Source organism: Streptomyces niveiscabiei (assembly GCF_033794345.1).
In the GTDB taxonomy this organism is placed as follows: Bacteria; Actinomycetota; Actinomycetes; order Streptomycetales; family Streptomycetaceae; genus Streptomyces; species Streptomyces niveiscabiei.
In genome coordinates this window covers 60,697-84,759 of the sequence record NZ_JARAYJ010000025.1, presented here as the reverse complement: position 1 = coordinate 84,759, position 24,063 = coordinate 60,697, and the positions used below count along the sequence as shown (strand labels likewise).

Sequence of the window (24,063 nt, the reverse complement as noted above, 5' to 3'; positions counted from 1 at the left end):
AGGGCGAGGTGGCAGTGACCGACATCGATGCCTCCACGCATCACTTCCTCACCCAACTCAGCTCTCAAGCGGATGAGTTGAGGAAGGGCGTCGAAACGGCTCGACGTGAGCGTGACGAAGCGGCAGCTCGACTCGCGGACCTTGAGAAGCGACTCACGGACAGCATGGCAGCGCTGCGCGCCCTGCAGGTCTACACCGGGGAGACGCCGGGTGCGACTGCCGGCGACAGGGAAGCCGATACCGCCAACGGGCCGAACGGCACCCACGCGCTGTCGATCGAGGAAGCCATCCTCCGCGTGCTGCGGGCAAACAGTGGCTTGACCCCTTTGGAGATCGCACAGAGGGTCGATGCCCTGGGCGTGAAGAGTTCCGCCTCCAGCGTCCGGGCCCGCCTCAGCAAACTCGTCAAGCAGCGGACGCTCCGGCGTGACGGCAAATCCAGATACTCACTCGCCGTGGCGGGATCGGAGGCCACCCAGAACCCGTAAAGGTGCACAGAACACAGATCGGCCGCCGCAAGTTGCGAGCCCACGGCGGCCGTTGGCGCATGCCTCCAGACAAGGGTTCACACACCGACGGCCAGCCTAGGCCATTCGGTCGGACGGACGTGAGCCCTTTCCGAAACAATCGCCGATCTTCACGGCGACCAACGGAACAAGGACCCACAGAATGAGCGCTTCCTCGTCCGGACCGTCCGGACACTCCTCTAGCCGGAGCGCGCCACGCGACCGTGGTGCAAGAACAGCTTCGAGCGCAAGACCCGTTTCCTACCGCATGCCGCCCGTCGACATCCAGGCCGACCGGCAGATGGACCTCTTGGCCGCTGCGGTCACCACATGCGCGACCGGCCGCTCGGCAGTCAAGATCCGTGACTTCGTCCGGGAGACCGGATTGGACCGACGCGACATCACCCCCGCTTTGCGCTTCCTGACCGATACCGGCCTGCTGACCTCGGGCCCCGCCGGCTGGACGCCCACAGTCTCCGGGGTGCGCGTCGGGCAGTTGTGGACCGCCAACCGCGAGGCAGCCAGAACCGTCTTCGGTGAGGTCTGGCGCGACTCCTGGGTGTACCAGCTACTGATCGACTCCGTTCACCCGGGCGTCGCGCTCAGCGCCGACGAGATCGCCAAGGCTATGAGGCCCTACCGGACTTCCCAGCTGACGCCATGGGTGCACCTGGTCGACTGGCTTGAGCTGGCGCGATACGTCGAGCGTGACGACGACGGGCACCTGCGCCTGTCCCAGGCGGCCAGCGCCGGCGCCGAAAAGGCGACTCACGGCAAGGAGGAAGACGACGAGCCGCAGACTCCTGCCCCCGATACGTCCTCCCCGCAGCTCGGACTAGTGCTCCCGTTGAGCATGGAGCAGCTTCTACACCTGAGCGCCGAGGACTACGGCGCGGTCATGAGGTCCCTAGCGACGATCTACGACGTGCTCTCCCGCCAACGGGCCTGACATCCCACTGCCGAGCCCGGCACCTGCGTCCACCGTCGTCACCTTTTTGCGCGCGAGCGTTTGCGCATTCCGGACTACCTTCCCAAGGCTGGTGTGAACTTGCACCAGCTTGGGAGGTTGCCGCCATGCCGCTTTCGCGTACGCCCAGACACCACCGAACGCTGCCCGACGGCCCCAGCATGCCCGCAACCGTCTCCGCGGACGTGACGCTGGCGCACGCCGTCGAGCAGACCGTCAGCCTTTGGACCGCCATGACCGCTCAGGGACAGATGTCTCCCCAGACCAGCCGTTCCTTCGGGCAACTATTGGAACGCTACGAACACTACGCACGTGCCCGCGGAATCGTCCTCGTCGATGACGTTACCCCCGACTTCGCCGAAGACTTCGTCTTCGCCCAGGGGCGCACCAGGCACGGACGGATCGGCGAATCGGCCACCGCGACGCTGCACCAGCGCCGCGCCGTCCTGCGCTCCTTCTACCGGACCCTTCGCGAGCTGGGCCTCACCGACGCAGACCCTACCCGGGATATCCGCCTGCCCGGACGCACCAAGACCGTGATCCGCCCCTTGGACGAGGATGAGGCCATCGCCCTGCGTCACGCCGCTGAGTACGTCAGCAGGCCCAGCCGGCATGCCGCAGCAGCAGCATTGGCCCTCTCGGGCGGCCACACCGGCGAGATCGGCCACGCCCGCGTCCGTGACCTCGACCAGGACGCTGTGGCCGTCTGGATGCACGGTTCAACCCGCACTGACCCACGCTGGTGCCCCCTCGACCCATGGGCACTGCGCGTGCTCCAGGCCAGGGCCGCCTTCGTCACCCGGCAGCAGCGCACCCCCGAAGCAGCGCCCAACGCCCGTCTCGCGGTCTCCTCGGCCCCCGCACTAGACGAACAGCTGCAGGCCCGGGCCTGTGTCGCGCTGTCCGACCTCATCCGCCGCATCGGCCTGGGTGCTGATCCAAGGGTGAAGCCGGCCTCTCTGACCGCGTACGCCGCAGTGCGGATCTTCGACGAGACCGGAAAGATCGAGAGCGTCGCTCGGGGACTCGGGCTACGGTCCCTGGACCGAGCCGCCGATTTGGTCGGCTACGACTGGGCGCACCGCGCGGCTGAAGGACGGGCCGCCGGTGCCTGAGGACATCTTCGGTGACGCCCTCCCGCCAGCCCAGCGCGAACCACGCAAGCGGGCCTTCAGCGACAAGGACCGCCGTACTCTTCACGAGCGTCTCGTCGACTGTGCGCACAACCCAGACCTCTACGAGTTGGCCGAGGCGCTCCCGCCGCCCGGGAGGGTCGGTAGGCCCCGTCGCTATCCCGATGTCGCCTTCCTGTTCTTCCTCGCGGCCCGCAGTGTGCTGGCCTCCGCTCGCCGCACCGCCGCGCATCTCGAAGACCCAGAGGTGTGGACGATTCTTAGGGCCGGGGTGCGCGCAGAACTCGGCCGCACTGCGGCTGCCCTCCTTCCGGAGACGGGGCCGACTCGGTCCCAGTGGCTCCATGCCCAGCAACGGCTACGCGAGCACTCGCACGACCTGTGGGACATGTATCGAGGCCTGGCTCTCGCGCAGGCGCTTGAACAGGGGATCTTCCCCGAGGACGAGACCCGGTCGTGGAGCAGCCCTCAGCGGCACCAGCTGATAGCCGCCGACGGCACGGTCCTGAAATCCCCGACTCTGGCCCGGGCCAGCCAGAGCGTGGATATGACCACCGGAGAAATCCGTTACCACCGCGTAGACCCCGCCTCCGTCGCGCAGACCGAAGGCGGCGGCACGGAGGTGTACGGGCCGAAATACGTGTTCTTCTCCGCTAGAAAAGACGAGCACTACCTATCTCGGGTCTTCCTGGACTCGCGCTATGTGCCCCACCTTCACCCCGGCGGAGAGGCAGCCGTAGCGGTCAGGGGCGTCATAGACATCATGTCCGCAGCACCCGGCTGTATGGGTGTCCTCTACGACGGCGCCATCCGCGGAGTACATCGGGACGCGATAGCCCGGTTCGGCGGCCTCATTATCAACAAACAACACAAAGGGAACGAACCGCAATTTTATGAATCACTGCGCCCTGGTCGCTGCATCCACGAATTGTGGGCGGCCGGCGGACGCATCGTGGAAAAGGTTCACTACGCGGACGGAACCGCGGAACTCGTTCCGGTACCGATCAAGCGGCTGGAGCGACGCGGACTCCGAACGTTCCGCTGGTACCACGTCCTGACCATTCCCTGTCGGCGCGGCGTCCACGAGCACAGAGTCGCCGTCGGAACGACAAGCCGAAAGGGCGAGCGCCCACCCGGCGAGAGCGACGAGGAACGCGGCTTTCACCGCGCCGAGCATCTGCAACAGATCCCGGAGTTCACCCGCACCCATCAGCTCGTTTATCCCTATAGAAGCGACGCGGAGTCCGGCCACGCACAGCTCGACGCCTCCTTGTGGAACGGGCGGCTCATCTCCTACGGAGTTGAAGCCCAGCAGCTCCTGACCCTTGGCTTCGTCCTCGCCCAGAACTCGACCAGCCGTGCCCTCCACCAGGGAGGAGCAGCCCTGCTGAGCCACACCGCCTGACCACCTCTCTGCCCAGCTCCCCAACACCAGCGCCCGCCCGAGCCCTGATCCGGTACCCTGTGGATCGAGCGCCCTGGCGGGCGCTGTGGCGTGCGTCCTGGGCTCAGCCCACCGCTTCACCACGGCAACCTGTCCAGGTCGCTCAGGGCTTGATCAAGAGACCTGGCCAAGACTCGTCCATCGAGTTCCGTGCAAGGTTTCGCACAAGCCCCCGCCTTCGTAGCTCAGGGGATAGAGCACCGCTCTCCTAAAGCGGGTGTCGCAGGTTCGAATCCTGCCGGGGGCACAACATATTACCGCTCTGACCTGGGGTTTCTTCCCCAGGGAGGGCTCTTATTCGGCCTCGGACTCCTCGTCTGGGGCCGTTGTGCGCGAGCGGGCGGAAAGTTGATCCCCCGATATCCGCCAAGAGATGTGCGTCATCCGGCACGGATTCCGAACCGGTCCACGCATGGCATACTTGAAGTATGGCAACCCGGAAGATCACCATCACCGTGCCGGAAGAGCTGGTGGAGTCGATCAAGGAGCGCGTCGATGCACGCGGGGTGTCCGGCTATATTGCGGCAGCTGCCGCTCATCAGGACGCCATGGACCGACTGCGCGAGCTGGCCGAACGCCTTGAGGATGAGCACGGCGCTGTGACGGACGACGAGCAGCAGGCAGCGCTTGACCGCATTGCCGCCATTGACGGCTGGCACGACGAGCAGCGATCACATTCGGACAAGGCCGCGTGAGCCGCACCGCCCAGGCGAAACTGCACCGCCCGCGACAGCGCGTCTTCGTCTTCGACTCCGAGGCTCTCTCCAAGGCAGTTCAGGGCGATCGGGAGATGACTGCGTTGATCAAGACAACTCCGCAGCTCGACATCCCAATCGTCACCTCAGCGCTCACGACCTTGGAAGCATGGAATCCTCGCGAAACGTCGAGGCAGGCACTATGGAACTGGACGCTGTCCCGGATCCGCGTCGTGCACACGGACGACCAGGTGATCGCCATGGCACGCGACATGCTACGGACAGCCGGCCTGCATGGGCACAAGTACGCCATCGACGCCATTCTGGCGGCCGTGGCCGGGCGGGAAGCCGCGCAGGGAGCTGAGACAACCGTCTTCACCTCCGACACCGACGACATGAATCAACTCCTCGGGGGACACTCCGTGCGAGTCGAGAAGGTCTGACGAGACCGCCGCCCGCACCTCACTGCGACGACTCGCGGCTCCCCCGCTGCCCGCCGGCCGTACACCAACGGGCCCCTCCATTACGGATACTCAAGCCGACCACCGGGACGGAAAACCCACGCACCCTCTACAAGTCGCGGCGGTACGAGGACATCGGCCAAGACCAACCGGCACCGACCCACCCGAGGACCGTGGATGGTCAATCACGCCGTCACCCCGCAGGCGGCTCAGCATTGTTCACGGAGACGATCAGATACGGGTCGATCTGCGACCAGAAGGCATCGCCGCCCCGTTGGACCGCCCCGTCGAATCCCATACGGCGCAGCCGCTCCCACGTCGCAAGGGTGTCGGTGACCGCGATGCGCAGTTGGGCTCCCTGAAAGTCCGTGGCCCGTTCCTTGCGGTACCACTGCCTGATGACCAGATTCTCGAAGGAGACCCAGTCCTTGCCGCGGCGGGACGTGACCATCCCCAGAGCTGTCAGGGCTTCAGTCACGCGGCCGATGTCGGTGACAGGCAAGTACGCTCCCTGCAGTCGGGGTTGTACAGCTGATCGGTTTGCGACGTCCGCCGGTTCTTCCGCGCGAGGAGCATCGTGGACATCTCCCTTTTCCACGCGCCGCACCCCCCGGATGAGGAAGAGGTTCTGACCGTCCGCAGTGGTCAGACGGGTGCGGCATGCCGACCAGTTGCCGACCGTCAGCGTGCCTCGACTCACGACGCGTGCCTCGCGGCGGTCCGGGAGCAGAAGGCTGGCTCCGTTGTGGGCGGCGTCGAGTTCGTCGAGGAACCGCGACCGTGCCTGACCGGCTTCGTCCGGGGAGGGCGGAGTCAGTGGCTCGGGAACAGGCTGGAACAGACTCTCAGCCAGCGCGTTCAGCAGAGGCGCGTCCTGAACGGACCGGCCGTAAGAACCGAGCCATTCCTGCCCCAGCCCCGCACCGAGCAGACCGGCGGTCATGGATGCCAACGTGTCTGTGTCCGCGCCCTCTTGGCGTGCCGGGACGCCGACGCCGCGCTCTGGGCTGGAAGCGGACCGCGCGGCGAGGTATATGGCCGCCACCGCGCACAAGGTCCCTGAACCACGAGTCTTCGTCCGTGTCAGGCCATGTGTTTCCAGAAAGGCGGAGGGAGCACTGAGCGCGCCGCTCTCCAGCGAGGCTCGTGCGCTGCTGAGGAGTTCTTCCACCTCTTGCACAGTCTCGTCCCAAGCGCATTCGTAGCCATCCGAGAACGCCTGGGACGCGGCGTCCAGCCAACGCCGGTCCAAGCTCTGCCACACCGGTTCCCGCCAGTCCTTCAGCCCGTCCAGGACCGCTTCGACGAGCCAGCCGTAAGCGAGCGGAGCGGGCTGGCGCAAGCTGACCCACAGCGCGTAGGCGTGCACCAGCGCACCCAGGAGTGCGCGGGGATGTCCGTGCGTCGTCGCTGCATCGTGGATCACGTCGTGGGCCAGGTCACCGAAGGTGCCCTCGTGATGGGCGATGACATGCGGCGCGATGCGCATGGCCGCACCATTGGCTCCAGCGGCGAAGTATTTGTCCTGATCGTCGGCCCGATTTCCCCAGGCCGCTCCCTGCCTCTCCCAAGCCCGGCAGGCACGCTTGACGCCAGCCCCGGCTCCGCGTTCGTAGTCGAGAAGGAAGGGCCACTCCACTCGTTGGAGCCAAGGAAGCCACTGATCTCCGGCAGTGAGACGAGCACGGGCCACGGCAATCAGCATCTGGGTGTCGTCGCTGTACTCACCGGGCCCGATGTCTTCGACGATCGGGCGGAAGTGGCTGCCAGCCATGCGCTGCCAGGCGAAGAATCGTCCGGAGACTTGGCTCAGGGGCGGCAGTGAGCGTGTGCGGTCCCGCCGCTCGTAGGGCCAGCCCATGGCGTCCCCGACGGCTGCCCCGACAAGCATGCCGCGGGCCCTGTCGGTCCTTGGGTGAAGCTCAGCGTTCACGTGTTCACTCTGCCAGAGCCGCTCGTGGGATGTACGGAGTCTCCGGTGGCCGTGTGCCCGAGCGTATGGAGTTGCTCAGGGAGTACTTGTCGAAGAGCACAGGCGCGACGACCAGGGGCGGCAGCAGGGCCGCCATGCCGAACCGCGTGAGCCTGAAGTACTCCAGGTCCGCCTGCTGCTCGTCCCGGACGATGACCGAGCGTACGGCGGACAGCGGGATGGTGCCGGGTATCTGTATCTCGGCCTGGTCGTCCGTAGGCCACCACGTCGGATGCGCGCGTTCCCGCTTCCGTGTCGCATTCCCGGTCACGGTCGGCGCGAACAGGGCGTCGAAGGCATCGACACCGGTCAGAGCGCCGACGCTCCCATCCCGTGCGGAGTTGTACGGGCAGAACCGCGTGCCCGGCGTAGCGAGCAGTTCGACGTCCAGGGTGAACACAACCCAGTCTCGGAAGTGCGAGTCCCTGCCCGCAGCCTGGGACTGATACCACGCATTCGGATACTCGACGCTCAGAAAGGTGCGGTCCGGTGCCCCGTCCAAGCGCTGGGTATCGGCCGGCCGATAGGCGTCTGCCGACTCTCGCAGAGTGGCCACCGGTCGTATCTCGCGGCTGTCGAGAATGTGGGACAGGTTGGCGGACTTGGTGCAGTGGCACAGTCGCGTGATGCCGCGGGCCCTGGCGCGGGCGATTATGTCGCTCACGACTCCACCCGGACGTACAGGTCCGACATTTCGTTCGGCAACAGACCGGTGAGTTTGCCAGAGTGCAGAATGACGAGTTCCGTACGGGCCCGTGTGACCGCCACGTACAACTGCCGCCCTTCGCGTGCCTTCGCCTCGTCGGGGCCATGGGCCTCCACCTCGCTCGGTTTCGGCAGTTCGTCGGCGTCGCAGAACGGGAGGATCACCGAGTCGAACTCAAAGCCCTTCGCCGCAGAGTAAGTTCCGTAGAACACGCCGGGCTGGTCCGTCCAGCCTGGGAGGTCGCGGTGCAGTCGTTCGACGGGGACACGGCTGCCCGAGAGGAGAAGCTTTAGCTCGGCTTCATGCTCCCGTGTGCGCATCAAGATGGCGACCTGACGATCGGCCCCCAGCGCCAGAGCCGTACGCGCGACTTCGGCAAGTTGCTGCTTCTTGCTCGGGCTCTCCAGGATGGTGGGCTTCGGGCCGTCGGCCGCCGGCCGGGTCGGCTGGACGAGGTCGACTTCGTCCTTGAAGTACGGCATCTCAGACATGACCTGGGCGAGTTGGGCAATCTGGCGGCTGTTGCGGTAGTTGTGGGCGAACTCCACGATGCCTCTGGGTACGTGAAGGCCGAGAGACCGCCAGGACATCCTGCTTCCGTAGATCTGCTGCGCATAGTCCCCGAAGAACGTCAGCGAACCGTCCCCAGGGATAGCTGCCACGAGGCTGCGGATCATCTCGGGTGTGAAGTCCTGGCCCTCGTCGACGATCACATGCCGGTAATGCCGCTCGGTCGTATCGTCCTTGAGGAGCGCCAGAGCAGAAGACGCCATGTTGTCGAAGTCGTACTCGTACCCGGCCTCTGCACGCAGTTGCTCGTAGCGCCGGTAGATCGCGAAGACGACTTCGCGATCGGACTGCTGGAGCGGCTTGCCCCGGCCGACTCGTCGAGTGCGGCCTTCCACATACGTCTGCCGATCGACGCCGTGCCCGACGAGCCAGTGCAACTCGTCCAGGAAGAACTCGAGCGGGCGCTTAACCAGCGCCCGGCCGGGAAGCCGCTCGCGGGCCTCCGCCAGTGCCCGCTCGACCAGTTTCTCCTTGAGCTTGTATATGCGCACCGACGCCCTGGTGCGGTGTGCGAGGTAGCCACGTGCGAAAGTGTGGTACGTCTCGATCTGCAGGTTAGGGAGCGCCGTGCCCATGCCCTTGAGGTAAGTAACGAGCGCCTTGTTGAAGGTGACCAGCAGAGTACGGCCTCCGATAGCCGGTGCCGTGGCCAGATAGTGAGCCCGGTGGACCGCCATCGTCGTCTTGCCGCTGCCCGCCGTACCAAGAACGACGCAGTGACCGCGTTCGTTCAGGAAGACGACGTCCCTCTGGTGACCCTTCGGTTCAGGTAACGAAAGCCCCATCACGTCAGTATGACGCGTCCATGGTCATTTGGTATAGGCGAGGCAGCATCCTCTCCCGCAGGCCGTGCACTTCCACCGCCACAGCGCTTTCGCTCCCAGCCGACGATCGGTAATTGCATACCATGAGCCGTACGGCAGCACTTCCACTAACGTCCCAGCCCACCAGGGAATGTGAGCCCGGGGAAACGGCGCCAGCCGGGTACTGCACGGAGCGCGTCTACCAGGGCCTGCACCCTCGCGATGCGTGCGCAATGCATGAGCGGACTGTCTGGCACAGGATGGCCTGAGCAGGACCGAATATGCTGCCGCATCGCGCTGACCAGGGAGAACAGCACCAAACGGTAGCGTCGAGAACCACCCGGCAAGGATCCGATCCCACTCCTAAAGCGGGTGTCGACAGTTCGAATCTGCCTCGGGGCACCACGCATTACTGCTCCGACCTCGGGGTTCCCTCAGGGAGGTGCTTCGGCCGGCCTCGGACTCCTCGTCCGAGGCCGTCTGCGTGAGCGGGCAGTTGCCGTACCGCTCGGCGGCCCGTTCGCTCAGTCCGCCGACAGTCTGGTGTCCGGTACCCGCCAGGCGGCGATGACGAGGGCGGTGAGGGCGACGGCGGCGCCGGTGAGGAAGACGACGTGCAGGGCGCTGGCGTAGCCGTCGCGGAAGGGCTCGGCGAGCGTGGGGTCGAGGGCGCGGAGGAAGGCGGAGTCCTCCAGGTTCACGCTGCCGTCGGCGCGGAGGACGCCGTCGAGGGCGTGGGCGTTGTGCGGTTCCGCGGCGAGGCGGCGGAAGGCCGGGGCGGCCAGGGCCGTGCCGAGGCGTTCGCTGATCCGGGAGCCCGCCAGGGAGAAGAGGATGGAGAGGAACACGGCGGCGCCGACCGTGCCGCCGTTGGAGCGGAAGAAGTTGACCGACGCCGTCGCCGCGCCCATGTCGGTGCGGGGCACCTCCGACTGGGCGAGCGTGGTGATGGTCTGCATCGCGGCGCCGAGTCCTGCCCCCATGCAGAGCATGCCGATGGAGACGTACCACAGAGGGCTGTCCGCCCGGAGCGTCGCGAACACCACCAGGGAGAGCGCCAGCGAACCGATGCCCGCCACCAGGAGCGTCTTGAACTTCCCCGTCCGGGCCATCAGCCGCCCCACCAGCAGCGTCACCGTCACGTTCGCGACGACGGTGGGCAGTGTGGCCAGCCCCGCCGCCACCGGGGTCATGCCCTGCGCCAGCTGGAGGTAGAGCGGAAGCGTCGTCATGGTGCCGAACATGGCGATGCCGACGACGAAGTGCAGGACCGTCCCCAGCCGGAACGCCCGGATGGAGAACAGCCGCAGCGGCAGCAGGGCGGCGTCGCCCGTCCGGCGCTCCACCACGACGAAGAGGACCAGCCCGGCCAGCCCGAGGGCGTACGCGGCCAGGGCGCGGCCGGAGCCCCAGCCCCACACCCGGCCCTGCTCGGCGACGACGAGCAGCGGGACGATGCCGATGGCCAGCGCCACCGCACCGCCGTAGTCCAGCCGGTGCCGTACGAGCTGGTGCGGCACGTGCAGCACGCGCAGGACCACCACGACGGCCAGCGCCGCCAGCGGCACGTTGAGCAGGAAGATCCAGCGCCAGCCGGCGACGCCGAGCAGGGTGTCCTGTCCCGCGAGCAGCCCGCCGACGAGCGGCCCGGCGATGCTCGCACCGGCGAAGACCGCCGTGATGTACCCCTGGTACCGGCCGCGTTCCCGGGGCGAGGTCAGGTCGGCGATGACCGTCATGGCGAGCGACATCAGCCCGCCGCCGCCGAGCCCCTGGACCGCGCGGAAGCCCGCCAGTTCGTAGATCGACGTGGCGAACCCGCACAGCAGCGACCCCGCGGCGAACAGCACGATCGCGCACAGGTAGACCGGCCGGCGGCCGTAGATGTCGGAGAGCTTCCCGTACAGCGGGGTCGCGATGGTGCCGGTGACGAGGTACGCGGTCGTCACCCACGCCTGCGCGGTCAGCCCGTCCAGGTCGTCGGCGATGGTGCGCAGCGCGGACGAGACCACGGTCTGGTCGAGGGCCGCGAGGAACATGCCGAGCATGAGTCCCCACAGGACGGTGACGATCTGCCGGTGCTCCAGCCGCGCGGGAGCGGTACCGGCGGTGTCGGCGGTGGTCATGTCGCTGCCCCCGCTCACGCCGCCACGCCCGGTCCGCCACCGAGGGGGGCCGCGCGCCGGGTGTCCATGAACTCCGCCAGCCACCGGCGGAATCCGGGGCCCAGTTCCCCGTGCTCGTACGCCAGCCGGACGATCGTGCGCAGGTACTCGGCGCGGTCGCCGGTGTCGTACCGCCTGCCGGTGAACAGCACGCCGTGGACCGGCGTGTCGGGGCTGTGCGCCAGCTCGCGCAGCGCGTCGGTGAGCTGGATCTCGCTGCCGCGTCCGGGCGGGGTGCGGCGCAGGACGCCGAAGACGGCCGGGTCGAGCAGATAGCGTCCGATGACCGCGTACGAGCTGGGGGCCTGCCCGGGGGCGGGCTTCTCCACCAGGTCGGTCAGGCGGACGACGCCCTCGTGGGCGGTGGGTTCGACCGCCGCACAGCCGTAGAGGTGAATGGCGGCGGGGTCGGTCTCCATCAGCGCGACCACACTGCCGCCGAACCGCTCCCGGACCTCGGTCATCCGGGTGAGCAGGGGATCGCGCGGGTCGATGAGGTCGTCGCCGAGCAGGACGGCGAACGGCTCCTGCCCCACGTGCCGCTCCGCGCACAGCACGGCGTGCCCGAGACCCGCGGGGACGCCCTGGCGGACGTAGTGGATCGCGGCGAGCGCCGTGGACTCGCGCACGCTGCGCAGCCGGCCCTCGTCGCCCTTGCGGGCCAGGGCCTCCTCCAGCTCCCAGGCGTGGTCGAAGTGGTCCTCCAGCGGGCGTTTGTTCCGCCCGGTGATCATCAGCAGGTCGGACAGGCCGGCGCCGACGGCCTCCTCCACGACGTACTGGATGGCGGGCCGGTCGACGACGGGCAGCATCTCCTTGGGCATGGCCTTCGTCGCCGGGAGGAAGCGGGTGCCGAGACCCGCGGCCGGGATCACGGCCTTGGTGACCGAGCGGGAGGACGACATGGGGACCTTCTTCGGTGAAGAGAGTGGGGGGAGGCACCGGGCCGCCCGACGTGCGGTCGGGCGGCCCGGCGGATGTCAGGCGGCGAGCTTCTCCAGGTCGGCCACGGCGCTGTCGATCTCCGGCAGCGCCAGCATGGCCAGCCGGGCCGCGCGGGCCCTGGCGCCGACGGCCGGGTCGGCCAGTACCTCGCGCAGGGCCGCGGTGATGCCGTCCGGCGTGGGGTCGGTGACCTCCCGGCCGAGGCCGAGCTCCTGGACGCGGCGCGCGTTGCCGAACTGGTCGCCGAACTGCGGGAGTACGGCCATGGGGGTCGCCGTGCGCAGCGACTCCCGGATGCTGTTGAAGCCGCCGTGGGTGAGGAACAGGTCGACGGACTCCAGCAGCAGGGGCTGCGGCACCCGGTCGGTGACGTGCACGTGCGGGGGCAGTCCTTCGGTGTCCGCCGGGATGCCCGAGGTGGAGACGACGACGGTGCATTCCTCCAGCCTCGACACCGCCGCGATCATCGACCGCAGCGTCTGGACGGGGTCCGGCATCTCGACCGGCGTCCGCCCTTCCGCACCGTCGGCCGCCTGTTCCCGGAGCATCGGGAGCGCGGTGCCGAGGGCGGCGAGCACCAGGGGGCGGTCGGTGGGCAGGTCCGCGATCCACCGGGGCAGGACCGAGCGGCGGTCCACGGCCACGGTCTGCCGGTAGGCCCAGGAGGGCGGCAGGTACTGGGCGAAGGAGAAGGCCGTCGGCACGTAGTCGATGCGCCCGTGGGGGACGATCGACAGCGGGTCCTCCTGGACGGGCAGCCCCGCTCGCGCGCGCAGGCCGTTCAGGCCGGGCAGCAGCTCGGTGGGGTCGATGACGTTGTTGGTGCCGCCCGGGGTGGGCAGCTGCGGGACGCCGAGCCGTTCCGCGGTCAGGCAGGAGCTGAGGTCCATGCCGTCGCGCAGGATGAGGTCGGGGCGGAACTCCTCGGCCGCCGGAAGGACCCGTTCCCAAAGCCGCCCGGCCATCGGGCCGGCCATGGCCAGGGGCATGGCGCGCCGCAGGACGTCCTGCGGCGTCCCGCCGTCCGGGCCGGGACGGGCCGCCTGTTCGAGCAGCTCCGGGGTGATGAAGGTGTGGGGCGTGAACTCGCCCATGGAGGCGGTCACTTGGACGTCGTCCTTCTCGAAGACGGAGACGAGGGCCGGGGTGGTGACCACGAGCACCTCGTGACCGGCCGCCGCGAGCGCTCGCGCCAGGGGTAACTGGGCGCGGCCGTGGGAGGGGCTGCCGAGGGTGGTGAACAGTACCCGCACGTCAGGCCTTTCTGTGGGGGATCGAAGGATGAGTGGGGGTGGTGCGGCGCGCGGTCAGCGCGCCATCGCCGGAGTACGGCCGACGCCCGCCCAGGACAGTGCGGCCTCGCCGAGCCGCCCGGGGTCGAGGATGTTGCGGAAGTCGTAGACGAACGGCGTGTCGAGCCGGTCGGCGACGGCCTCCCAGTCCAGGTCGCGGAACTGCGGCCACTCGGTCAGGACGACGCAGGCGCGGGCCCCGTCGACGGCGTCGAGGGGCGTGTCGACGATGGTGAGCAGATCGCTGAGGTCGGGACGCAGCTCGCTGACGGCCGGGTCGTAGGCGCGCAGTTCGGCGCCCTGCTCCCGCAGCAGGCGGGCGATGGCCAGGGCGGGCGAGTCGCGCAGGTCGGAGGTGCCGGCCTTGAAGGCGAGGCCGAGCAGACCGAGCCGGACGCCGCGCAGCGAGCCGTCCGGCCCCGCGCAGCCGGCGGCCACGCGCTCGACGAGGTGGCGCTGGTGCTCGACGTTGGTCTCGATGGTGGCCCGCAGCAGCGGGAACTCGACGCCGGACTCCTCGCAGACGCTCAGCAGGGCGTGGGTGTCCTTGGGCAGGCAGGAACCGCCCCAGCCCGGGCCGGGGTCGAGGAAGGCTCCGCCGATGCGCGGGTCGTGGCCGATGCCGGCGATCACGTCGTCGACGTCGGCGCCGAGCCGTTCGCAGAGGGTGGCCAGGTTGTTGGCGAACGACAGCTTCATCGCGAGGAAGAAGTTCGCGGCGTACTTGGCGAGTTCGGCGCCGGCGGTGTCGGTGAGCACGCGCGGCGCGTCGATGCCGACGTACAGGTCGGCCACCTGCCGGGCGGCGCCGGGGTCGGCGGCGCCCACCACGATGCGGTCGGGGTGGAGGAAGTCGTGTACGGCGCGGCCCTCGCGGAGGAACTCCGGGTTGCTGGCCACGGTCACGTCGGGGCGGCCGAGCAGCGCCGCGACGCGCTCGGCGGTGCCGACCGGCACGGTCGACTTGTTGACGACCAGGCAGCCGTGCGGCAGCCGGTCACGGACCTCGCCCGCGACCGCCTCGACGGCGGCCAGGTCGGCGGCGCCGCCGACGCCCATCGGGGTGGGCAGGCACAGGAAGACCACCTCGGCCTTCTCGACGGCCGCCCGGGTGTCCTGGACGAACTCCAGACGGCCGGAGTCCAGACCGTCGCGGACGACGCCCGGAAGGTCCGGTTCGAGGATGTCGACCTCCGCCCGCCGCAGCCGTTCGACCTTGCCCCCGTCGGCGTCCGCGCACACCACCCGGTGTCCGAGGGAGGCGAGGCAGGCGCCGGTGGTCAGGCCGACGTAGCCGGTTCCTATGACAGTTACGTTTCGAAGAGCCAAGGGATCACCCGTTCTGCTCGTTCAGGTGCCGGCGTGTGGTCCCTCACGACCTGACGTCGTCGTCGGGACCGGGCGCCGGCGCAGGCCTGACAACGCTGTCGGGCCCGACCGTGGAAGGCGGACAGCCGGAGATCGACTGCCCGCGTCCACAAGCTACGTCGATCGCCGAGACACTTGTCAACGATCGATGACATGTGATCGACAGCTTTTGGACAGGCCCCCCGGGACGGGGGAGCATGGCCCTGACACCCGAGCCGAGGAGCACCAGATGGACAGCCCGGACGCGGCGAAACGGAGCGGTAGCGACCGCATCACGCCCCGTAAATACGACTCCGCGGGCTCCCGAGCGGCTCTGATGAGCGCCGCCGCCCGGCGCTTCGGGAAGTACGGCTACGACGGCACGAGCATCCGCGACATCGCCAGGGCGGCCGATGTCGACGCCGCTCTCGTCTACCGGTACTTCGGCTCAAAACAGGGCCTCTTCGAAGCGGTCGCGGACCACGCGAGCGCCCTGTTCGAACCGCTGCGCCACCTGCCGCTGGAGGACGTGCCGGACTGGATCCACCGCCTCGCCTTCGAGGGCCCCGGGGAGGACGAGGTCCCGCATCCGGTGCTGACGATGCTCCGCTCGCCCAGCCGGGAGGAAGCCGTCGGACGCCTCCGCTCCGATGTGACCGAGATCTTCTCGGAGCACTTCGCCCGACGCCTGGACGGCCCCGACGCCGAGGTGCGCGCCGAACTGCTGGCGGCGTGGCTGCTGGGCATGACCCTGATGCGGCTGGCCGTCCAGACACCGGCCCTGAGCTCGGTGCCGGACCGCACCGTTCTCCCTTACATCAGGAAGGCCGTCGAGCTGCTGCTGAGGCCGTGCGGCGATGGGGAGGACGCGGAGGAGGACTGCTCGTGCGGACGGGGCGGGGAGTGATGCGGTCGATGGGGGGGTCCTGTCGTACGGCGGTAGTACGCCGGTACTACGCCGGTCGGGGAGTAGCCCCGGAGTACGGCGGTACTACGCCCGGCGAGGTTCGGTGCGTGTGGTGTTCGTGCGGTGTTCGTGCGGCGCCGTCAGCCGGTCATACCCCCTCCCCCACCGCCTCCCGCCGCCCCCGCGTATCCACCGCCGGCGCGGCGAAGGCCGCGCAGGCCACGCAGGCCAGGACCACGAGCATCGCCGGCCGCAGGCCCACGTGTTCGCCGAGGAAGCCGAGGGTCGGAGGGCCGACGAGGAAGGCGAGGTAGCCGATGATCGCGACGAGGCTGACGCGGGCGGTCTCGTCGGGGCCGGATTCACCGGCGGCGGAGAGGGCGAGGGGGAAGCCGAGGGAGGCGCCGAGTCCCCACAGGAGCACGGCCACTCCGGCGATCGCCGCGTTGTCGGCGACGATGACCAGGAGGAGGCCGAGGGCGCCGGAGAGGGCGCTGGCCCGGACGACGTTCACACGGCCGTAGCGGTCGAGGAAGTACGCCCCGCTGAACCGGCCCAGCGTCATCGCGGCGGCGAAACCGGCGTACACCAGGGACCCGGCGGCCTCGTCCATGCCGTGGCCGTCGACCATGATCAGGGGGAGCCAGTCGTTGGCAGAGCCCTCGGCGAGGGCCATGGCGAGGACGATCGTGCCGATCAGGACGAGCTTGCGGTCCTTCCACACGGCGGTACCGGGGCGGGTGGAATCGGCGGCCGGGGTCTTCTCAACTCGGCCTGTCCCGGCGGGAATCGCCGGGAACGCGTACACAAGGAGCCCTACGGCCAGGGCGGTTGCGCCGGCGAGATGCCATTGCACCGGTACGTCCAGGGCGGTTGCCGCGATGCCGGCGCCCGCGCCGAGCACCGTACCGAGGCTGAAGCAGCCGTGCAGGGTCGGCATGGTCGTGACGCCGGTGAGGCGTTCGACGTCGGTCGCGTCGATGTTCATGCCGACCTCGCCGCCGCCTATGCCGGAGCCGAAGAGGAAGAGGCCGGCCGTGACGAGGGGCGTGGACGAGGCGAGGACGCCGGCGGCGACGGTCGCGAGGCCGGCGACCAGCACGGCCGTACCCCAGAGGATCACCGGGCGGGTGCCGAAGCGGGAGACGAGGCGGCCGGAGCAGAGGATGCCCAGCATCGAGCCGAGCGAGAGACCGAAGAGGACGAGGCCCATCTCACCCGTGGACACGCCGAGTTGATCGCGGATCGCGGGGGTGCGGGTCACCCACGACGACATCGAGACCCCGGCGAGCAGGAAGAAGACGAACAGCGCGCGACGGCGCTTGCGGACAGCCTGATCCATCAGAATGCTCCTCCGGGGTGTCGGGCCGGCTGCCGGTCGGGTTCCCTCGCCCAGCGGCTTGGACAAATGTACAGGCCAGTTCACGGCGGCAGAAAGCGTTTCCCGACATGACCTCACCCGAGACCCCCTCCCGCCGCGACCTCATCCTCGCCGCCGCCCTGGACGTGGTCGCCGAGGAGGGCGCCATCCGCGTCACGTACCGCAGGATCGCCGCCGCCGCGGGCGTCCCGCTCGGGTCGGTGACGTACTACTTCGGCGATCTGAACCAGCTCCTCACGGAGGCGTTCACGCGGCTCGCCGAGAGCGTATCGGCGCACTACCGCGCCCAGTTGGAGGCGGCGCGGACGCCGGAGGAGGCCCGCGACGCGGTCGTCGACATCATGAGCGGGACGCTGTGGACGAGCGACCGCGACCCGCTGCTGACGTTCGAGCTGTACGCGTTCGCGGCGCGCACGCCGGAGCTGCGGACGGTGCTGAACAGCTGGATGCGGGCGAGCCGGGACGCGCTGGCCCGGCACTTCGACCCGCTGACGGCCCGCGCGCTGGACGCGCTGGTCGAGGGGTTCACGTTGCACAACTTCTTCGACGACACCCCGATCGGGCGGGCGGACATCGCGGAGATCGTCCAGGCGGTCCTGGAGCGCGGGCGGGGATTCCCCGAGGGTAAAAACTGACCGGAAGACCGGCGAAACATTCGAGGTTCGCGGGCCGCAACCTGGGGCAAGTGACCGCATTGCCTCCGTGCTACGCGCGCTGATCAGGCACGACGGGTGCGAATGTTTCGAGCCGTCTGCCGAAACTGTTGACAGTTGTCGGGGTCATACCAACACTGTCCCCCGTCAGGCACCCTTACCTCTGGAGGACCAGGAGGAAGCACGCCATGAACGCCGCACCCGCACGCAGCGGCCCTCTCAGCCGCTTCAGGCTCTTCGCAGCAACCGTTTGCACAACAGCTCTGGTCGCACTGGTCGCCCTCGTCATGCCGGGCACCGCGCACGCCGCGACGGTCGTCACCACCAACCAGACCGGCACCAACTCCGGGTACTACTACTCGTTCTGGACGGACTCGCAGGGCACCGTCTCGATGACGCTCAACAACGGCGGGAACTACAGCACTTCGTGGCGCAACACCGGCAACTTCGTGGCCGGCAAGGGCTGGAGCAACGGCAGCCGCAGGACCGTGAGCTACTCCGGCAGCTTCAACCCGTCGGGGAACGCCTACCTCACGCTCTACGGCTGGACGGCGAACCCGCTCGTCGAGTACTACATCGTCGACAACTGGGGCACCTACCGCCCGACGGGCACCTACAAGGGCACCGTGAACAGCGACGGCGGCACCTACGACATCTACCAGACCACCCGCTACAACGCCCCGTCCGTGGAAGGCGTCAAGACCTTCAACCAGTACTGGAGCGTCCGGCAGCAGAAGCGCACCGGCGGGACCATCACGGCCGGCAACCACTTCGACGCGTGGGCGCGCGCCGGGATGCGGCTCGGGTCGTTCAACTACTACATGATCATGGCGACGGAGGGTTACCAGAGCAGCGGCAGCTCCAACATCACGGTGAACTGAGGGAGTTGACGCGATGCTCTCGGCACGATCTCTCGCGGCCGTGACGGCGGTGGCCGCGCTGGCCGGGTTCGCGGTGAACGCCGCTCCCGCCCAGGCCGCCGCCTGCTCCGGGTACGTCGGTCTCACCTTCGACGACGGCCCCGGCGGGAACACGCAGGCGCTGCTGAACGCCCTGACCGCGAACGGCCTTCGGGCCACGATGTTCAACACCGGCCAGAACGCGGCGAGTTACCCGGCACAGGTGCGGGCGCAGGTGTCGGCGGGGATGTGGGTCGCCAACCACAGCTACACCCATCCCCACCTCACCCAACTCCCGCAGGCCCAGGTCGACTCGGAGCTGTCGCGCACGCAGCAGGCCATCGCGAACGCGGGCGGCGGCACTCCCCGGCTGTTCCGGCCGCCGTACGGCGAGACCAACGCGACCGTGCAGGCGGTGGCGGCCAAGTACGGGCTGCGGCAGATCATCTGGGACGTCGACTCGCAGGACTGGAACAACGCGAGCACCGACGCGATCGTGGCCGCCGTCGGGCGGCTCACAGGCGGCCAGATCATCCTGATGCACGACTGGCCGGCCAACACGCGCGCCGCGATCCCCCGGATCGCGCAGAACCTCGCGTCGCGCGGCCTGTGTCCGGGGGCGATCTCGCCGTCGACCGGGCGCGCGGTGGCGCCGTAGCGGTGTCCCGGCGCGGCGGCTTCCGGCCGCCGCGCCGTCGCCCGTCCCCGATACGCCGGGCGCCGGTGGCACTCACCGTCAGGGCCGGGCCCGGCAATCCAGCGGAAGGGTGAGGCGGGGGCATCTCCGGTGGTGGCCGGGGGACGGTTGCCACTTGAGCGCCTGCCGTACGCCTCCCGGGGGAGGGGTATGACGGGATAGGTGTGGCGGGGGACGTCCAGCGCCCCGAATCCGGCGCACGTCCAGTGCCCCGGGACCGGCGTGGCCAAAAGGAGTCGTGGGATGCCGCACAGACGCGTCGCTCCGGGGGAACGCCGAGGCCGCAGGGCGGGGGCGAGAGCGGGGGACCCGCTGGAGAACCGGATCGTCTGCGAGGGGTTCCGGGGCACCTGGTGGCGGCTGGACCCGCCCCCGCCGGCGCGGCGCACGGTCGTCCTCGCGGACGGCCAGCTCGACGCGCTCACGGCCGCCCGCGCCCATCTCGGCAACCCCGGCGAGCTGCTGGTCGTCGCGCGGGAGAGGGTCGACGAGACGCTGTACAAGGAGTTGCGGCGGTTCTCCGAGGGGCGGCCCGCGCGGCCCGGCCGGATCTGGCTGACGACCAGCGGGAGCGCGGGCCGGCCCCGGCTGCTCGCGCACACGCTGTCCTCGCTGACGACGCTCGCCGCGCCCCCGGCGCCGCACCGCTGGCTGCTCCCCTACTCCCCCGGCACGTACGCCTGGTGGCAACTCGTCGCGCTCAGCCTCGCGTTCCCCGGTCAGGACCTCGTGACGGCGCCGGGTCCGCGCCCCGACCAGTGGCTGCCGGTGGCGCTCGCGGAGGGCGTGGACGCGGTGTCGGCGACGCCCTCGTTCTGGCGGCTCGCGCTGGCCTCCGCCGATCCGGGGCTCGCGGAGCTGCGGCCCCGGCAGATCACGCTGGGCGGCGAGCCGGTGGACCAGCCGCTCCTCGACCGGCTGCGGGGCGTGTTCCCCGCCGCGCGGATCACCTGGATCTACGCCTCCACCGAGGCGGGCGCCTGCGTCGTCGTGCACGACGGGAAGGCCGGGTTCCCCGTCGAGTGGCTGGAGCGCACGGACGGTGCGAAGCCCGGACTGCGCGTGCGGGACGGGCAGTTGTACGTCCGTCCCGTGCACGGCGCGGACGGGGTGCCGGAGTGGATCGCGACCAGTGACCGGGCCGAATTCGTGGGCGGGCGTGTGGTGTTGAGCGGGCGACTCGGCCAGGACCAGCTGAACGTAGGGGGGTTGAGGCTGTCCGCCGGGCAGGTGCGGGACGTGCTGCTCGCCCACCCGGACGTGCACTGGGCGCGGGTGTTCGCGCGGACCGCGCCGTTCGTGGGTTCGGTGGTGGCGGCGGAGGTCGTATCGGACGCGTCCGAAGGGGAGTTGGTGTCCTGGTGCACGAACCGGCTGCCCGGCCATGCCGTACCGCGCTTCTTCACCGCGCTGGACACCGTGCCGCTGACGACGACGCTGAAGAGCCATCTCGACAAGGCCGCGCGCAGGAGCGGCTGAGGCGTTCCGCCGAACGTTGGAAATTCGGCCCGCACCCGTGCTCCCTGAGTTGGAGCAACTGCCTACCGCCATATGGGCAGTCGTGGCGTCCGGGCACTCGGTGACATTCCACCGGAAGGACCGCGCCCAAATCGGTGTGCACGCAGTGCCGTTGGCGTGGCTCGTGTCGTTGATTCGCGTAACGAGCGCTATTTTCGCCGGAGATGAGGGTGGCCGGGGAGATGGGTGCGGGCATGCGAAAGCCGCAGGACGCCGGGGGGCGTTCCTGCGGCTGCGGGAGGCTACGAGAACGTGTCAGGGGGTACTGCGGAGGGACAGGTACGGCGGGAGGGACAGGTACTGCGGAGGGACAGGTACTACGCCATCAGGTCCTTCGTGAGGAACAGGGCCGTGGAGTGGGCCAGGAGCGTGCCGTCGGGGGTGGTGACGTCGGCGTGGGCGAGGATGCGCGGGCCCTGGGTCTGGGTCGCCCTGCCCACGCAGGTGATGCGGAAGCTGCCCGCCGGCACCGGCTGGAGCAGGTTCATGCTGAAGTTGCCGGTCACGGCCTTGGTGCCGCGCCGCACGGTCGACAGCGCGGCCAGCGCGCACGCCGTGTCGCACAGGGTCGCGGTGAACCCGCCGTGCGTGAAGCCGGGCCAGCTGCTGTGGCCGTCCGTCGGGGTGGCGCTCAGGATCACCCGGCCGCGCTCGGCCATCTGGACCCGGACACCGAGCCCGTCACTGAACGGGAAGAACCCGGTGCCGTGCGCCGCGGACTCCTGGATCGCCTTCAGACCGCTCATACGACGGAGGCGCCGAACGAACGGGCTGTCCGACGCGAGGACGGGGGAGAGGGGCGCGAGTGTGGCGGTAGTCATCGGGAAAACTCCGAGGTCGTAGGGGTGCTGGAAGGCACCCATGCAACAACCCGCGCCGACCTAATCCAAGGGCCGGGTATCCATCTCGGGTGCACGGGGGCGCGCGGGAACGGCGCGCGGGGCAAGTCGGATCATCGGTCTAAGCGCCCCGTGCGCTCGCTGGTTCGGCCGTGGCCTCGCGCACCTTTCTCCCGGGCCCGGCGGCACGCTTCGTGCCCGTCGGCATGCCCAGCGCGGGCCCTGCCGAACCGCGCTTCCCGGTGTCACTGAGTGCCTGGCACGCACTGCCACGCCGGCGCTCCCCCGCCCTCACTCCCCGGCGGGGTCCAGCGCCCGCGCGTAGTGCGACACGAACCCCTCCGGCGCCTCGAACGGCGTGCCCAGCAGCCCCGTCGGCAGCTCGAACGCCTCCGTGAGCGTGCGCAGGTGGGGCGCGAGGCGGTCGTGGAGGCGGTCCGCCATCGCCGGGAGGGGTTCGGTCAGGGCCGGGAAGGGGCCGTCCGGGAGCAAGTCGGCGCCGTGGGACTGGCATTGGCGGACCGCGAAGAGGGCCAGCAGGTCGTGCAGGACGCGCCGGGTCGCCGCGGAGACGCCGTCCGTGCGGCGGGCGAGCGCCTCGGCCGCCCGGTACGCCGCGTGCGCCTCCGCCGCCGCGAGCGCCGCGTGCGAGGTGCGGTCCCAGCGGACCTGGGCGTCGCCGCCGGACGTCGCGTGCAGGCGCCGGGCCCTGCGGTGGAGGTACTCCTCGCGTACGGCCAGCCAGCTGAGCCACAGGTCGGGGGTGTCCGCGCCACAGGGCGTGGCCGGGTCCCAGCGGGTCGTACCCTTCTCCTCCCCCAGAGCCAGCCGACGGTACGCCGCGTGCAGGGCGCCCACGTGGCTGTCGCCGTCGGCCGTGGTCACCGCGTCCCGCAGCGCGCGGTACTCGACGATCCGGTTGTGCGCGAACGCGCCCTGCGCGCCCAGGCGTTCGCGGGCCTCGTCGCAGGCGCGGGCGGCGACGGTCGTCACGAAGTACTTCGTGAGAGCTATCTCGTCCGTCACCCCTGAGGCGTACTCGTCGGGGATACCGGCGAACGCGGACGACGCCTCGCGGACGGCGAGCGTCGCGACGTACGTCTCCGCCAGCGCGTCCAGCAGGCGGCCGTGGTGGGAGCGGACGTGCGCGAGGGGGATACGGCCGCCCGCCTTGCTCTCGATCTCGCGCTGCGCGGCGTGGCGTACGGCGATGGAGAGGGCGGCCCGCGCCGCCGCTGCCGCCATCGCCGCGGCGGCGATACGGCCCGTGCGGACTCTGCTGATCGCGCGCCAGGTGCGGCTGTTCTCGGGGAGCGGTTCGACGAGTTCGCCCTCGGGCGTGACGTGCGTGCCCTCCGGCGAGAGGAGGCAGTCCAGGCCGACGCGGACGCCGTCGAAGCGGGTCAGCGCGTTGTCGATGCCGAGGACGGGTCTGTCGGGGAGGCGGCGGATCGTGACGCCGGGCATGACCGTGCCGTCGGGGGCGGTGAGGTGGACCAGGAAGGCGTACGGTCCCCGGTCCTCGCCCCAGAGCCTGAGGCGGGCCAGGACGACGCCGAAGCGGGAGACTCCGGCGAGCGGGGGCGGGGCGGTGCTGGACATGAACTTGACCGCCGTCGAGGACGGCGTGCTCAGCACGAACTCCCGTGTGTCCGAGTCGAATTCGGCGATCGTCTCGACGTTGCCGAGGTCGCTGCCGTGGCCCAGTTCGGTGACGACGTACGCGCCGACCGCGCGGCCCTCCAGCATGCGGCGGCGGGTGCGCTCGGGTTCGCCGGACAGCGGCGAGTACTCCGTCAACGTGCCCAGCGCCAGGTTCACTTGGACGCTCAGCAGCAGCGCCAGGTGCGGATCCACCGTCGTCGCCCACTCGGTCAGATCGACCAGCTCGCGGACGTCGAAGGCCGCTTCCATGGGCCGCAGTTTCGGCAGCAGGCGCAGGTACCGCTCGTACGCGCGCCGCCCCGGGTCCGTCGGCCGCGCCCGCCAGTCCTGTGCGAACAGGGGCTGGGTGAAGAGCTCTCGGTGGTGGCGGTACGCCTCATCCTGCCGGTCGGCGGACAGCATGACTGCGATCTCGTCGGACATCGCGTTCATGGGCTCATGGTCAGGGCGGGTGCCGAGTGCGTCAAGTGCCCGTGGAGCGGCCGATGTTGCCGGTGA

The 24,063-nt window shown here is 69.7% G+C and carries 21 protein-coding genes and 1 tRNA gene; 12 read left to right on the top strand and 10 right to left on the bottom strand.

Annotated elements, in window-relative coordinates:
• Positions 1 to 8 precede the first annotated feature (8 nt).
• The 7 genes from PV682_RS29365 (at position 9) to PV682_RS29335 (ending at position 5,188) form a co-directional block, all read left to right on the top strand.
• Entirely contained in the window at positions 9 to 488 is a 480-nt protein-coding gene (locus tag PV682_RS29365; RefSeq protein WP_319734813.1) for a winged helix-turn-helix domain-containing protein, read from the top strand.
• A 286-nt stretch (positions 489 to 774) separates the two neighbouring features.
• Positions 775 to 1,455 carry a hypothetical protein gene (locus tag PV682_RS29360; RefSeq protein WP_319734812.1) on the top strand — a complete coding sequence of 227 codons (681 nt, stop codon included), beginning with the start codon at positions 775 to 777 and terminating at the stop codon, positions 1,453 to 1,455.
• Between the two features lie 179 nt (positions 1,456 to 1,634).
• Positions 1,635 to 2,588 carry a site-specific integrase gene (locus PV682_RS29355; protein WP_319734811.1) on the top strand — a complete coding sequence of 318 codons (954 nt, stop codon included), beginning with the start codon at positions 1,635 to 1,637 and terminating at the stop codon, positions 2,586 to 2,588.
• Positions 2,581 to 4,011, top strand: a complete 1,431-nt coding sequence (locus PV682_RS29350; RefSeq protein WP_319734810.1) for a hypothetical protein — start codon at positions 2,581 to 2,583, stop codon at positions 4,009 to 4,011. Before PV682_RS29355 ends, PV682_RS29350 begins: the two co-directional genes overlap by 8 nt.
• Positions 4,012 to 4,224: 213 nt before the next feature.
• Positions 4,225 to 4,297, top strand: a tRNA-Arg gene (locus tag PV682_RS29345).
• Between the two features lie 181 nt (positions 4,298 to 4,478).
• Positions 4,479 to 4,745 (top strand): hypothetical protein, encoded by a 267-nt coding sequence (locus tag PV682_RS29340; RefSeq protein ID WP_319734809.1) that lies wholly within the window; start codon positions 4,479 to 4,481, stop codon positions 4,743 to 4,745.
• Positions 4,742 to 5,188, top strand: coding sequence for a PIN domain-containing protein (locus PV682_RS29335; RefSeq protein ID WP_319734808.1), 447 nt, complete (start codon positions 4,742 to 4,744; stop codon positions 5,186 to 5,188). The genes PV682_RS29340 and PV682_RS29335 overlap by 4 nt, the downstream gene beginning before the upstream one ends.
• A gap of 211 nt (positions 5,189 to 5,399) precedes the next feature.
• Here the strand turns inward: PV682_RS29335 and PV682_RS29330 are convergent, their stop codons facing one another.
• From PV682_RS29330 to PV682_RS29300, 7 genes are all read right to left on the bottom strand, one after another.
• Positions 5,400 to 7,097: an ADP-ribosylglycohydrolase family protein gene (locus PV682_RS29330; protein WP_319734849.1), complete on the bottom strand. Its 1,698-nt coding sequence runs from the start codon at positions 7,095 to 7,097 to the stop codon at positions 5,400 to 5,402.
• A 46-nt stretch (positions 7,098 to 7,143) separates the two neighbouring features.
• Complete coding sequence (locus PV682_RS29325; protein ID WP_319734807.1) at positions 7,144 to 7,842, bottom strand: DarT ssDNA thymidine ADP-ribosyltransferase family protein; 699 nt, start codon at positions 7,840 to 7,842, stop codon at positions 7,144 to 7,146.
• Positions 7,839 to 9,239, bottom strand: a complete 1,401-nt coding sequence (locus PV682_RS29320; protein WP_319734806.1) for a UvrD-helicase domain-containing protein — start codon at positions 9,237 to 9,239, stop codon at positions 7,839 to 7,841. The genes PV682_RS29325 and PV682_RS29320 overlap by 4 nt, the downstream gene beginning before the upstream one ends.
• Before the next feature lie 542 nt (positions 9,240 to 9,781).
• Positions 9,782 to 11,383: an MDR family MFS transporter gene (locus tag PV682_RS29315; protein WP_319734805.1), complete on the bottom strand. Its 1,602-nt coding sequence runs from the start codon at positions 11,381 to 11,383 to the stop codon at positions 9,782 to 9,784.
• Positions 11,384 to 11,397: 14 nt separating this feature from the next.
• Positions 11,398 to 12,327: a UTP--glucose-1-phosphate uridylyltransferase gene (locus PV682_RS29310; protein WP_319734804.1), complete on the bottom strand. Its 930-nt coding sequence runs from the start codon at positions 12,325 to 12,327 to the stop codon at positions 11,398 to 11,400.
• 75 nt (positions 12,328 to 12,402) lie between these two features.
• Positions 12,403 to 13,620, bottom strand: a complete 1,218-nt coding sequence (locus PV682_RS29305; RefSeq protein WP_319734803.1) for a glycosyltransferase — start codon at positions 13,618 to 13,620, stop codon at positions 12,403 to 12,405.
• A gap of 54 nt (positions 13,621 to 13,674) precedes the next feature.
• Positions 13,675 to 14,988: a UDP-glucose dehydrogenase family protein gene (locus PV682_RS29300; protein ID WP_319734802.1), complete on the bottom strand. Its 1,314-nt coding sequence runs from the start codon at positions 14,986 to 14,988 to the stop codon at positions 13,675 to 13,677.
• Between the two features lie 355 nt (positions 14,989 to 15,343).
• Between PV682_RS29300 and PV682_RS29295 the strand changes: the two genes are divergently transcribed.
• Entirely contained in the window at positions 15,344 to 15,913 is a 570-nt protein-coding gene (locus tag PV682_RS29295; RefSeq protein WP_319734801.1) for a TetR family transcriptional regulator, read from the top strand.
• A gap of 148 nt (positions 15,914 to 16,061) precedes the next feature.
• Here PV682_RS29295 and PV682_RS29290 read toward each other — a convergent pair whose 3' ends face one another.
• The gene (locus PV682_RS29290) at positions 16,062 to 17,255 is read right to left on the bottom strand and encodes an MFS transporter (protein WP_319734800.1); all 1,194 of its coding nucleotides are present in this window, start codon (positions 17,253 to 17,255) and stop codon (positions 16,062 to 16,064) included.
• A 107-nt stretch (positions 17,256 to 17,362) separates the two neighbouring features.
• Between PV682_RS29290 and PV682_RS29285 the strand changes: the two genes are divergently transcribed.
• The 4 genes from PV682_RS29285 to PV682_RS29270 all read left to right on the top strand — a co-directional run bounded on the left by PV682_RS29285 (position 17,363) and on the right by PV682_RS29270 (position 21,022).
• Positions 17,363 to 17,929: a TetR/AcrR family transcriptional regulator gene (locus tag PV682_RS29285; RefSeq protein ID WP_319734799.1), complete on the top strand. Its 567-nt coding sequence runs from the start codon at positions 17,363 to 17,365 to the stop codon at positions 17,927 to 17,929.
• Between the two features lie 206 nt (positions 17,930 to 18,135).
• Entirely contained in the window at positions 18,136 to 18,828 is a 693-nt protein-coding gene (locus PV682_RS29280; protein ID WP_319734798.1) for a glycoside hydrolase family 11 protein, read from the top strand.
• Positions 18,829 to 18,841: 13 nt separating this feature from the next.
• Positions 18,842 to 19,504, top strand: a complete 663-nt coding sequence (locus tag PV682_RS29275; protein WP_319734797.1) for a polysaccharide deacetylase family protein — start codon at positions 18,842 to 18,844, stop codon at positions 19,502 to 19,504.
• Positions 19,505 to 19,786: 282 nt separating this feature from the next.
• Positions 19,787 to 21,022, top strand: a complete 1,236-nt coding sequence (locus PV682_RS29270; protein ID WP_319734796.1) for an AMP-binding protein — start codon at positions 19,787 to 19,789, stop codon at positions 21,020 to 21,022.
• 356 nt (positions 21,023 to 21,378) lie between these two features.
• Here PV682_RS29270 and PV682_RS29265 read toward each other — a convergent pair whose 3' ends face one another.
• Together PV682_RS29265 and PV682_RS29260 are read right to left on the bottom strand one after the other, a co-directional pair.
• Positions 21,379 to 21,882: a PaaI family thioesterase gene (locus PV682_RS29265; protein WP_010350078.1), complete on the bottom strand. Its 504-nt coding sequence runs from the start codon at positions 21,880 to 21,882 to the stop codon at positions 21,379 to 21,381.
• Positions 21,883 to 22,191: 309 nt separating this feature from the next.
• Positions 22,192 to 23,997, bottom strand: coding sequence for an acyl-CoA dehydrogenase family protein (locus PV682_RS29260; protein ID WP_319734795.1), 1,806 nt, complete (start codon positions 23,995 to 23,997; stop codon positions 22,192 to 22,194).
• Positions 23,998 to 24,063 lie beyond the last annotated feature (66 nt).

What these genes read in the sequence shown, in the direction of transcription:
- PV682_RS29295 (WP_319734801.1), top strand. Translation starts at nt 15,344, where the DNA reads ATGAGCGCCGCCGCCCGGCGCTTCGGGAAGTACGGCTACGACGGCACG.
- PV682_RS29320 (WP_319734806.1), bottom strand. Translation starts at nt 9,239, where the DNA reads ATGGGGCTTTCGTTACCTGAACCGAAGGGTCACCAGAGGGACGTCGTC.
- PV682_RS29290 (WP_319734800.1), bottom strand. Translation starts at nt 17,255, where the DNA reads ATGGATCAGGCTGTCCGCAAGCGCCGTCGCGCGCTGTTCGTCTTCTTC.
- PV682_RS29310 (WP_319734804.1), bottom strand. Translation starts at nt 12,327, where the DNA reads ATGTCGTCCTCCCGCTCGGTCACCAAGGCCGTGATCCCGGCCGCGGGT.
- PV682_RS29260 (WP_319734795.1), bottom strand. Translation starts at nt 23,997, where the DNA reads ATGAACGCGATGTCCGACGAGATCGCAGTCATGCTGTCCGCCGACCGG.
- PV682_RS29270 (WP_319734796.1), top strand. Translation starts at nt 19,787, where the DNA reads ATGCCGCACAGACGCGTCGCTCCGGGGGAACGCCGAGGCCGCAGGGCG.
- PV682_RS29265 (WP_010350078.1), bottom strand. Translation starts at nt 21,882, where the DNA reads ATGACTACCGCCACACTCGCGCCCCTCTCCCCCGTCCTCGCGTCGGAC.
- PV682_RS29355 (WP_319734811.1), top strand. Translation starts at nt 1,635, where the DNA reads ATGCCCGCAACCGTCTCCGCGGACGTGACGCTGGCGCACGCCGTCGAG.
- PV682_RS29280 (WP_319734798.1), top strand. Translation starts at nt 18,136, where the DNA reads ATGAACGCCGCACCCGCACGCAGCGGCCCTCTCAGCCGCTTCAGGCTC.
- PV682_RS29315 (WP_319734805.1), bottom strand. Translation starts at nt 11,383, where the DNA reads ATGACCACCGCCGACACCGCCGGTACCGCTCCCGCGCGGCTGGAGCAC.
- PV682_RS29330 (WP_319734849.1), bottom strand. Translation starts at nt 7,097, where the DNA reads ATGCTTGTCGGGGCAGCCGTCGGGGACGCCATGGGCTGGCCCTACGAG.
- PV682_RS29360 (WP_319734812.1), top strand. Translation starts at nt 775, where the DNA reads ATGCCGCCCGTCGACATCCAGGCCGACCGGCAGATGGACCTCTTGGCC.
- PV682_RS29340 (WP_319734809.1), top strand. Translation starts at nt 4,479, where the DNA reads ATGGCAACCCGGAAGATCACCATCACCGTGCCGGAAGAGCTGGTGGAG.
- PV682_RS29285 (WP_319734799.1), top strand. Translation starts at nt 17,363, where the DNA reads ATGACCTCACCCGAGACCCCCTCCCGCCGCGACCTCATCCTCGCCGCC.
- PV682_RS29275 (WP_319734797.1), top strand. Translation starts at nt 18,842, where the DNA reads ATGCTCTCGGCACGATCTCTCGCGGCCGTGACGGCGGTGGCCGCGCTG.